The sequence below is a fragment of the Acetobacter papayae genome (genome assembly GCF_047721125.1).
GTDB classification, from domain to species: Bacteria; Pseudomonadota; Alphaproteobacteria; order Acetobacterales; family Acetobacteraceae; genus Acetobacter; species Acetobacter papayae.
The window spans coordinates 23,910-33,694 of record NZ_JBDNWF010000029.1; the positions used below are offsets into that span (position 1 = coordinate 23,910).

Consider the following 9,785-nt stretch of genomic DNA (forward strand, 5'->3'; position numbering starts at 1 on the left):
ACCATGGCACAATCCAGCGTTCTCCTGTGGGCGCATGGCGCACGCCCGCATGGGGCGCTGGTCGCCCCTGATATCAAACCCCGCCCTACTAAAATCGTCCGCTTCGGGCAGGTGGCATTTTCAACCTTTCGTACGGTGGAGATGGACATTGTTCAGCCTTCCACCAACACTATCGAGTTCCTTTACGGCCATGGGGCCAGTGCCCACGGCGCTCCTATGGCCCCAGGCTTCAAGCTCGAAAAAGTCAGCACCCTTCGGTTTTCCGATGCGGGGTATGTGGCCGAAGATGGGACGCCTTATCCACCCTATGTAACCACGGCCTTTGACCTCGACCGCTCTTTGACGCTCAGTGCCGATGCTCTGGGTGGCTCGCTTTCTGCTGGAGCGATTACGCTGGGTAATCTCGGCGGACAACTCAACACCATGCTGGCCACCAACGTGAACGATCATCTGCCTGTGCGGATCCGCACCGGGCAGAAACAGTGGGATACCGCGCGCCGCCTCTGGGTTGATCCGCCAGCCGATACCCTTGGGCCGGTCTTTGCCGGTCTGGGCAAAGGCTGGAAACCCGATAGAACCAGCGTGCAGGTTGATCTGCTTGATGCCACCTACTGGCTGTCCAGCACCATGCCGATTTCCATTTATGGTGGCACTGGCAAACTGGATGGAGACAGCAATGTGGCTGGGCGGTTCGCACCGCGTCTGCGAGGTCGGGCCAGCAACATCACCCCGACCCTGACTGACAGCGTGAATTATGTCTATCAGGTGTCCGATGGGCCAGCCTCCATCACCGCCCTGTATGAAGGCGGATATGCCGGGGGCATCGCCTTTGCTGGTCAGGTAGTGGATATCTACGCCGCAGCTCCGGCGCCCGGTACCTACACAGTGCAGACCGGGGCCTATGGCACATGGTTCCGTCTGGGCACCAAGCCGGTTTATGCCATTACGGTGGATGCCGCCGGGCAGTTCAGGTCAGGTGCTGCCCCCACCAATGTTCTTGATATCCTGCGGCAGTTCCTGCTTGAGGATATGTTGCTGCCGTCTGCTTATGTGGATCCGGCATGGCCCGCCTTCTCTACCATAGCACCATGGCCCGGCGGATGGTTCTGGGATGGTTCGGCAGGCGTGACAGGGAAAGAGGCCGTTACTGCCCTGTTGTCTGGGCTAGGGATCACACTGACACCTACCCGCACGGGAACGCTACTGCCCATTCTGCTTCTGGCCCCAGAAACAGACAGCAGTGTGGTTGCGGAATTAACGGCCGATATCATCACGGACCTGGCGGCTGATGCGCTGGATAGCTCTCTGGACCCGCCGACATGGCGCTGGAGGATAGGTTTTGGACATAACTTCACCGTGCAGGCAGCGGGTTCCAGCCTACACCCCCAGATTACCGGCTCCCAGCAGTCCTTCGTTGCGCAGCAGGACCGGGCCGCCATCTGGTATTCACCCGAGACAAAGGCGCGTTACCGCGTGCCTAACGACCCGGACACAATCAGCACGGCGCTGAGCAGGCAGGATGATGCCGCCCTGATTGCCCAGCGCCATGGAGCCCTCTGGGGCGTACAGCGCAGGCTCTGGGCAGTATCCATTCCCCAGTTCTATGCCTGGCAGATTGAGCTGGGTGATATCGTCGGGTTGACTGCTCCCGCTCCTGGTCTGGAGCAACGTGCCATCGGCGTGGTCGTGGCTGAACAGATCCGCGCGGCGGATCAGACCGTCACCTTGCAGATACTGGTGTAATTCATGGAAAATTGTGGTTTCGGGTGGCAGAACCATGTTCTGGACGCCACCCTTGCGGCCTCCGCGCAGGCCGATACATTGCCGGTGGACAACCTGCGCAACCCCGCAGGCAGTGCCTCGCTCGGATGGCGCTGCCCGCGCAGTTCCGCCGTTCTTACCCTCAGCCTGCCCCAGCCCGGAACATTCCGGGCATTCAGCCTCCACCGCACCAACCTGACGCCGGCAGCGACTCTCGTTGTTGCCGCCAGTCTGGCTGGAAAGACAGTCTGGCAGGGGCAGGCACAAGCCTGTGCCAACGGGCAGATGGTGCTGGTGACTCCCAGCTCCGTGCAGGCCGATGCCGTCACTATCGCTATTGGCGATAGTGGGAACACGGATGGTTTCCTGTCTATCCCCCTCGCCTATGCCGGCCCGATCTGGCAGCCCGTACGGAACTACAGCACGGAAAGCACGGCGGGCCGCAATCTGGGCTCCGACAGCATCACGGCTCTGGGGGGCACACAGTTTACAGAAAGCCGTTGGATCCAGCGCTCTCTCAAGATTGCCCATCAGTCTCTGGGCGACACGGATGTGGATCAGATCGAACAGATCCTGCGGGTAGCCGCCAGCGGGCGGAATATCCTGTTCCTACCTGTGCCCGACGCTGGCCCAGCCGCACTGGCGCAAAAAGTCCTGTTTGGCCGCATGACCGGGGATGATGTTTCTAACCCGTTCGGTGTGGCTGACAGGCATTCGACAACCCTGACACTCATGGAGAGCTTGTAAATGGGCATCCCCCAGCTTGCTGATCTGGTGCTGGAAACTGCCAATGCGCCTGGCACTGGCAGCTTTACCCTTGGAGGCGCTCCGGCTGGCCGCCAGACATTTGCCGATGCCTTTCCCGCGGGCGGCGAGGTTTTTTATTATGCGTCTGACGGAACCCAGACAGAATGGGGCATCGGCACCCTCACGGTCGGCAGCCCTAATATTCTGGCCCGCACCACGGTTATTGGTAATCTGTTCGGATCAAAATCCGCGCTGAATTTTTCGTCGGAAGTCACGATCTGGAACGAAGTGCCTGCAGCTCGAACGCCGCTGCAGGATGATGCCGGGCTTCTTCCGGTTTCTGCAAACCCTGATTTTGCGCGGGATGTAGCTCTGAGCGCGAAAGCGGCAGAATCCCGTTATGCTTCACGGGCTGGCAGCAACACGTTTTCTGGCAATAACAGCTTTTCTGGAAGCAATACTTATTCTGGTTCCAATGCATTCTCCCAAAATCCGACTGTTCCGACGCCTGCAGCAGGAGATAGCTCTACAAAAGCCGCTAATACAGCGTTTGTCGGAACTGCTGTAGCGGCGGAAACCGCTGCCCGTGTCGCCGCAGATGCATCGAATGCAAAACTATCTGGTGGGAACGCATTGAATGGTGATCAGCAGGTAGTCGGTAATCTGCGTGTCTGGAATTCAGCCAACGCGGGTGAGACGCTGATAAGCACAGGCTCTGGTATGAGCTGGATCGAGCACCTATCTACGCGCGGAGGCGCAGTGGATGCCTATATCGCCCTAGAGCCTTCGGTAATCGCTACACATCTTGGGAATATGGCCGTCACCTCCCAGTTGCCGTTTTCCGATACGAATATGCGTATTCAGGCATTCACGGTGACAGGGACGGGAGAGACGACAGTGCCGTTCCCCACTGCATTCAGGGCTGGGACGGTCCCTATCGTCAGCCTGACTATTAACCGTGAAGCAGGTAATACCTCGCGCTTCCCAAACCTCAATAATAGCAGTGCGACAAATAACCCCGCAATAACGAACACAGGTTTTACGTTCCAGCCTGTATTCGTATCAGGGGCGAACAGCAACTCTTCTGGACAACCTTGGACTCTTCAAGTGATAGCAATGGGATATTTCTGAAATGACAACCGCACTCGACGCAATCAAGGCCGCGTATCCGGCGCAGTATTATGGGGACTCTTCCGCAGGATACCTGACACGTTCCACATTGATCGACGTGTGGAACGGTGTGACGCAGGACAAGCAATCTGTAAATTTGCTATCCCTTCCAGCGGCATCGAGCCTGCTGGCCCTGACAAATGACCAATGGACCCTTGCGAATGTTGCCGGGGTGACTGGGCATTTTTATGTTCCTGTATCTGCAGGGGCGCTCGCCTACCCCCTGCGCTTCTACTGCGACAAGAATGCCCCCTGCGCTGTGTATGATATGTGGGGGTTCTCATCGGCACCGACTGAGCCTGCACTAACTGACCTGTATTCCATCACAGCAGCAGCCTACACAGACCGGCAGGCCAACCCACGCCAGCAGACCTATGATACTGTTTCTGGTAAGTTGGTAGACTACGTGCCGCCGATTGTCCCTCAGACGCTGGCAGAGCAGGCTTCATCCGAAAAAGCATGGATACTGCAGCAGGCAAACCTGGCTGCGGCTATGGGCCAGACGTTTAGCGCTGAGATGAAAGCTTATGTAACGGCCATAAATGCCATTGCGGCTGGAACAGATACGACCAGCACCGCGCTGCCAGTCCGACCAGATACGATCATGAACTGATCAGCTCCCTGCATCCCGGTTGATTGTCCGCCGCCCATTGAGGCGGTTTTTTTTATGCCTGAAAGGGATCAGATGCCTGATCTGCTACCACCGCCGGAACACGTTTTCCGGCCGGAATTTCTCGCTCTGCGGGATGATGTGAAGAAAGTCGAGAGAGATCTGGCGGTCATGAATGACCGGCAGGCTCTGGTTCAGACCGATCTGGACGGTATTCGCTCAGACCTGCGGGACATCAAGGGGGAGCTGAAAAACATGCGCGGCTGGAAGCAGTTCCTCCTGACCGGCGGGATAGGTGTTGGCTGGGGCGTGGTGCAGGGCATTTTCCATTTGTTCGGTGTCGGCAGTGCGCCCTGAACACTCGCCTGGATCGTAGCGCCTCAAAAATGGCTGTTTACGTTCATGTTTTCAGCCACGCGGACTAACCCGCCGCTTAGCCCTTAAAACTATTCCACTTTCCGGCCGCCTTGTGTGGACTTTTTTGTATCAGGACAACCAGATGAATGACCCTGTCGAAATGGCGGCAAGCCTGTGCCGTACGTTCGAAGGCCTGCGCCTTGCTCCCTATCTCTGCCCCCGTGGTTATTGGACGATTGGCTATGGCAGCCGGTTTCTGGTCAACGGGGCCGCCGTGACCGCCAGAACGCCGCCGATCACAGCACCTCAGGCAGATACCCTGCTGCAGCTCACGCTCCAGCGGCTCCTGCCTGAGGTGCGGCAGCTCGTTCAGGGCGCACTGTCTTCCGGCGGTGAGGCCGCCCTGCTGGACTTCGCCTTTAACCTCGGCCTTACGGCTCTGGCCGGATCCACGCTGCTCAAGCTGCTCAATGCGGGGCATGCGGCCGAAGCTGCAGGACAGCTTCTGCTGTGGGATCACATCCACAAAAATGGCCAGCTCATCGCCCTGCCCGGCCTGACACGGCGGCGGCAGGCGGAATGGCAGCTCTGGACAGAGTCTGCCTGACCATTTTCCCCGCCTAGGGAAACCCGATTCCTTTCAACTGAAAAGAGGCTTCATGTCTTCTCCGAATAAGGTTGTCGCATATCTGCGGCAGCCCACCTCCCTGTTCGCCCTCGGCCTGCTACTGGGCACGCTGGTAGCGACATGGTTCCATGTCATTTCTACCGATGCCAGCGCCGCCCTGCTGATCACGGCCATTCCCATGCTGGCCAGCGATAACAGCGGCCTGCTGTCGTCCTTGACTGCCCAGCGTGACGACCTGGCCGCCGCCATGCAGGCCGTGGCCAGTCATAAGGACATCGGCCCGGCTGCGATCAAGGTTATTGCCGATACGCTGCCGGCGGGCTCGCTGTTTAGCGCCACGGCGTCTGCCCTGATCAACACGGAACGCCCGGCCGCTCCCGCCAGTAGCACTGGGAAAAGCGGCGCCAGTGTAGCTGCCATCATGCTCCTGGGCGTGATGGGCCTTGGCCTTACCGCCTGTGGCACCACACCGCAGGCCAAGATGCGGCAGACTGTGTTCGACGTAGCCAGCGCCTACCATGTGGCCTCCAGCCCGATGCCGGATGTGATGGCAGGTAAGGTGCCCGGCATCACCCTGACTGATGAGCAGAAAACGCTGGTCAGAAAATCCAGCCAGACCGTGGTGAACGAGCTGACCACGCTGGAGCTGGATATCCACAATAACAGCAGCCTGACCCAGACCAGCATTTCCGGTCTGCAGGCGGCGCTGCTGTCCTTCCAGACCTGCTGGGCTGGTGTGAAGGCAGGAACCATCCCGGATGCCTGCCGTACGGAGGAAAGCAAGTAATGACGACAACCGACACCGTGGCGGGCATTGCCGCCGCCGCTGGCGCCATTCTGGGCGTTGTAGGGGAAGTGGTGGAGTTGGCCGAAAAATACGGTCCGGAGATCTACACCACCATCATTGCCGCCATTGAGCAGAGCCGGTCCGGTAATGGCCCGAGTGACGCCGATATTCAGGCGATCATTGCCAAATGCGTTGCCGATAACGCGGCAATCCAGAGCGCATGACCCCTGCTTTTGAATGCGGGCTGATCCTGGGAGGCGGGGCCGTTGGCCTCGCCTCTGTCCTGCTGGCAGCGTTCATGCGGTGGCGGGCGAGTGCTGGCAGCTTCTGGGGGCAGGCTACGCGTGATGATGAATAGATCCGCACTCATGCTGGTGCTGCTGCTTGCGGCTTGTGCCGGCTTACCAGACCGCGCGCGGCATGATCTGGTAGGAATGCCCCGCTCTGAACTGATTGCCTGCGCCGGTGTGCCGGATAACCGGGAGCCTCTGCCCGATGGCGAGGTACTGCAATGGCGGCAGGATCAGGCTGTGCAAGGGCCGTTAACCGTAAAGGGGCCGTTTAGTTTGGAGCTGGATCTGTCTGGGCATGGCACATGCCATCTGGTAGCCCGGATCAGGAATGGGCGCGTTGCTCAGATCGAATATACCGGCCCCAGCGATACCCTGCTGGGCCGGTATGCGGCTTGTGCACCTTTGGTACGTGCGTGTGAGAGGCTAACCCGTCTATAAATCAGACAATGAATTGCGGTGTCATTGTCTGAAATGGAGGGGGAAGCCGAATGTCGGTTATTGAGAGGAGGTGGCCGAAAGCAGTCATGCGCAGCGTCAACTCTTATGGAGAAATTCGACCGAAGTCACTCCATTCAGTGCAGAATGGCATTGTTGTAGAAGCGACCACTTTTAGCACCACCTTCCCGCTTCCCGCCCCTTGCCCAGTCACTAGGCCGGGGGATATTCTTACTAGCGCAAGTAAACGAGGCTGCAATCGTAGCCGGGAGATAAGAGATGCCAAAATCGCGGAGGCGAAAGCCTAAAAAACAGGCCGCAGCGCGGCTGCCCGGCAATCCGAATAGGATGGTCTTTAAAGAAATCGATTTCGACACTGGCGATCGTCACGATGAGTTTAAGCAGGCCGTCCTTAAATCCGCTCGCGAGGATGTTGAGAAATATCCGGTACTTCTCGATCAGTTGTTCGGTGTATTGAAAGAGCACATGCCGGAGAGCGTCATATCAGAATTCGGGTTTTACGGTACACGCGCGTCAATAAACGACAAGGGTGAAACTCGCACGCTGGCCAAAGGTATCGAACAACATCATATTGAACTGCTTCAGGGCATAGCCCTCACGTTGCCAGCCGCCGAATGGGGCGTAGCCCCTTACACGCCGGACGTGATGCAGACCGTGTTCGATATCGTGCCGCAAATATCCGATACGATTTACAAGCGCCGACTAATCGCCACGGCAGATGAAATGGATGACGGCCAGAAGGCTCTTATGGCGCTTCAGGAGAAAGTCAGGCTGCAGACTCAGGCTGTCAGAAACTGGGGATATCTCAGTGAGGTCAAACTGATTTGCCGCGAGTTGTACGCGCCGCTGGATACCAGACTGGCTGCGGCTGCGGGCTACACTTTCAGCGATATTCTCGATGTGTCCGAGACCATTCTGGCGACCATTGAGCAGCGCGGTAACGACTATATAGACGTTTTGAGGCGCGTGCTGGGTGCACGCAACGGCAAGAGCATGGTTGAAGCCTATTTCCGTGAATTTCCGGATCTCGTCGGCACTCCTGAAGAATTGTTCACTGTCATACCGGAAAGAACACCGCGCAATGACGTTATAGGCTTAATCGTGGCACATGCGGACCAGCGGCATTCAGAGTATATGTCTGTCACAACTGCTGAGGTCGCTGCGTTAACAGGTAAGGAGGAAGAACGGGTCGATCGCATTTTGCGGATGCTCTCGATCGAACCGGGAGAACTTGCTGATCATAAAATCGAACACATGTTTCTTTCGAATCCGGTCTGGGCTCGCCCTGGAATTTATTGGGGTGGCAGGTACATGTTCGTGATGCCGCAAGCGATCTTCAGCCACATCAATGAAATTATGTGGAACGTTGCGATTTTTGCGAAGATCGAGAGCGATTTGTCAGATCGTCGCGCGACCTATCTTGAGGACAAGACGGAATTGGTGATCCAGTCTGTCCTGCCCACGGCGAGGATCACCAAAAATGCAAAATGGATGGTCGGTGCTCAACAGTTCGAAACGGACATTATCGCTGTCGTCGATAGGACGGTATTTCTTGCCGAAGCGAAATCACATCGATTGACGCCTCAAGGTTTGCGCGGCGCGCCAGACCGCCTCAAACGCCATCTGAACGACATGGTAATCGCACCCTCCATTCAATCCGAACGTCTGGCCGGGTACATTATCGCGGCGCGCGCGGGCGATGCGGAAAGCCTCCTCATTACGCAGTCTCTTGGTCTAGAGGCGGATAAAATTGATCAGATCATACGGATATCGCTGACACTCGACGACCTGTCGGTTCTCAGCTCATCGGAAAAAGAGTTGGCGAAGGTCGGACTCATCCCTGACGGGCACAGTCTAGCCCCGGCGGTGCATATCGCGGACCTGTGTTGCATCGCCAATATCCTTGATGAGGAAATCCCATTCCTCCATTATTTTTCGGAGCGTTTCCACTTCCAGAAGTACTTCGAAATCATTGGGGACGAGCTGGATTTTCTCGGTGTCTACCTCTCCACGGGTTTCAATGTTAAAGCGGAACGAGACGATTTTCATTGTCTGATGGTGTCAGGAATGTCTGAGATGATCGATCGATACTATAATGCCCGTGACGCCGGGATGGTATTGAAGAAGCCCGCACCGGCGATCCACAGAAGTTACAAGCAAATCATCGACAAGCTGGCGTGGACGAAGCCCATCGGATGGACCACCATGGGCATTTTTATCCTCAGCTCCGCGAGCCCCGAAGATCAGTCGAAGGTCGAGCGCGGTCTGAACAGGCTGAGGAAATCAGTCACGCGGAAAAACGCGAAGCCCGGCCACGAATGCTTCATGGAGATTGTTCCTCCGCTCAATCGTAAGGCGACAGTCGGATTCTATATCCATCAGGGAGAAAACACTCACTTGCGCCGCGAGCATATGGAGCATTTCGCAGCGGAAGCTTTGGAGCGCGATGATGCAGCGAGTTGTGTCTTGTTCGCCAAAAATACCGACAACTGGTCGTCGCCTTACGAAACGGTGTTACTCGCACAGCGTCGCGAGAAAGTCATACCGGAGCTCAAAAGCTGACGGACCACAAGTTGCCCAACCTCGGTTAATCGACGATGGTAACAATGTAAGGACGGCGCGTCGTCTCTCGTTGAAAGCTGTTCTTCGCCAAGGTTTCTGGGAATGGCGGCATCGTCCCGAGCCGGGTTTTAGAGGGTTATCGTGTAGGTGTAGTTCTCATCTGGTTCCGGCCTAGCCCGCATGGCGAGATTCGTACCTCGACAGGGAAAAATGCATCTGCAAGTCCACTATTCGCCTTTGCCGGCAGAGCGTCGGATGATTCATGTCGGCTTTCGGGAAATTCCCCCAACAGCCTGAATGACCGACATGAGGCGACTGCCGCCTGTCTGTTTCATATTCCGTGAGCGGACAGGCAGTATAGGGGGGGGGAACGGACGGTCTCCTTATACATTGGACACCAAGCCAAAGCAGCCG

The 9,785-nt window shown here is 57.1% G+C and carries 11 protein-coding genes; all 11 read left to right on the forward strand.

From position 1 onward, the window contains the following. Nucleotides 1-3: 3 nt before the first annotated feature. A complete protein-coding gene (locus tag ABF757_RS09255) occupies nt 4-1,743 on the forward strand; it encodes a hypothetical protein (RefSeq protein ID WP_415481923.1) in 1,740 nt (579 codons plus the stop codon). 3 nt (nt 1,744-1,746) lie between these two features. Next, nucleotides 1,747-2,508, forward strand: coding sequence for a hypothetical protein (locus ABF757_RS09260; RefSeq protein ID WP_415481924.1), 762 nt, complete (start codon nt 1,747-1,749; stop codon nt 2,506-2,508). Then, nucleotides 2,509-3,639, forward strand: a complete 1,131-nt coding sequence (locus ABF757_RS09265) for a hypothetical protein (protein WP_415481925.1) — start codon at nt 2,509-2,511, stop codon at nt 3,637-3,639. A 1-nt stretch (nt 3,640) separates the two neighbouring features. Next, nucleotides 3,641-4,291, forward strand: a complete 651-nt coding sequence (locus ABF757_RS09270; RefSeq protein WP_415481926.1) for a hypothetical protein — start codon at nt 3,641-3,643, stop codon at nt 4,289-4,291. 54 nt (nt 4,292-4,345) lie between these two features. Then, nucleotides 4,346-4,645, forward strand: a complete 300-nt coding sequence (locus tag ABF757_RS09275; protein WP_415481927.1) for a hypothetical protein — start codon at nt 4,346-4,348, stop codon at nt 4,643-4,645. A 142-nt stretch (nt 4,646-4,787) separates the two neighbouring features. Further along, entirely contained in the window at nt 4,788-5,252 is a 465-nt protein-coding gene (locus ABF757_RS09280) for a lysozyme (protein WP_415481929.1), read from the forward strand. 52 nt (nt 5,253-5,304) lie between these two features. After that, on the forward strand, nt 5,305-6,060 hold the full coding sequence (locus ABF757_RS09285) for a hypothetical protein (protein WP_415481930.1): 756 nt from the start codon (nt 5,305-5,307) through the stop codon (nt 6,058-6,060). Further along, nucleotides 6,060-6,284 carry a hypothetical protein gene (locus ABF757_RS09290; protein ID WP_415481931.1) on the forward strand — a complete coding sequence of 75 codons (225 nt, stop codon included), beginning with the start codon at nt 6,060-6,062 and terminating at the stop codon, nt 6,282-6,284. Before ABF757_RS09285 ends, ABF757_RS09290 begins: the two co-directional genes overlap by 1 nt. Then, entirely contained in the window at nt 6,281-6,418 is a 138-nt protein-coding gene (locus tag ABF757_RS09295) for a hypothetical protein (protein WP_415481933.1), read from the forward strand. The genes ABF757_RS09290 and ABF757_RS09295 overlap by 4 nt, the downstream gene beginning before the upstream one ends. Beyond that, nucleotides 6,408-6,791 (forward strand): hypothetical protein, encoded by a 384-nt coding sequence (locus tag ABF757_RS09300; RefSeq protein ID WP_415481934.1) that lies wholly within the window; start codon nt 6,408-6,410, stop codon nt 6,789-6,791. Before ABF757_RS09295 ends, ABF757_RS09300 begins: the two co-directional genes overlap by 11 nt. Before the next feature lie 276 nt (nt 6,792-7,067). Further along, entirely contained in the window at nt 7,068-9,371 is a 2,304-nt protein-coding gene (locus ABF757_RS09305; RefSeq protein ID WP_415481936.1) for a hypothetical protein, read from the forward strand. The last annotated feature ends 414 nt before the right edge of the window (nt 9,372-9,785 follow it).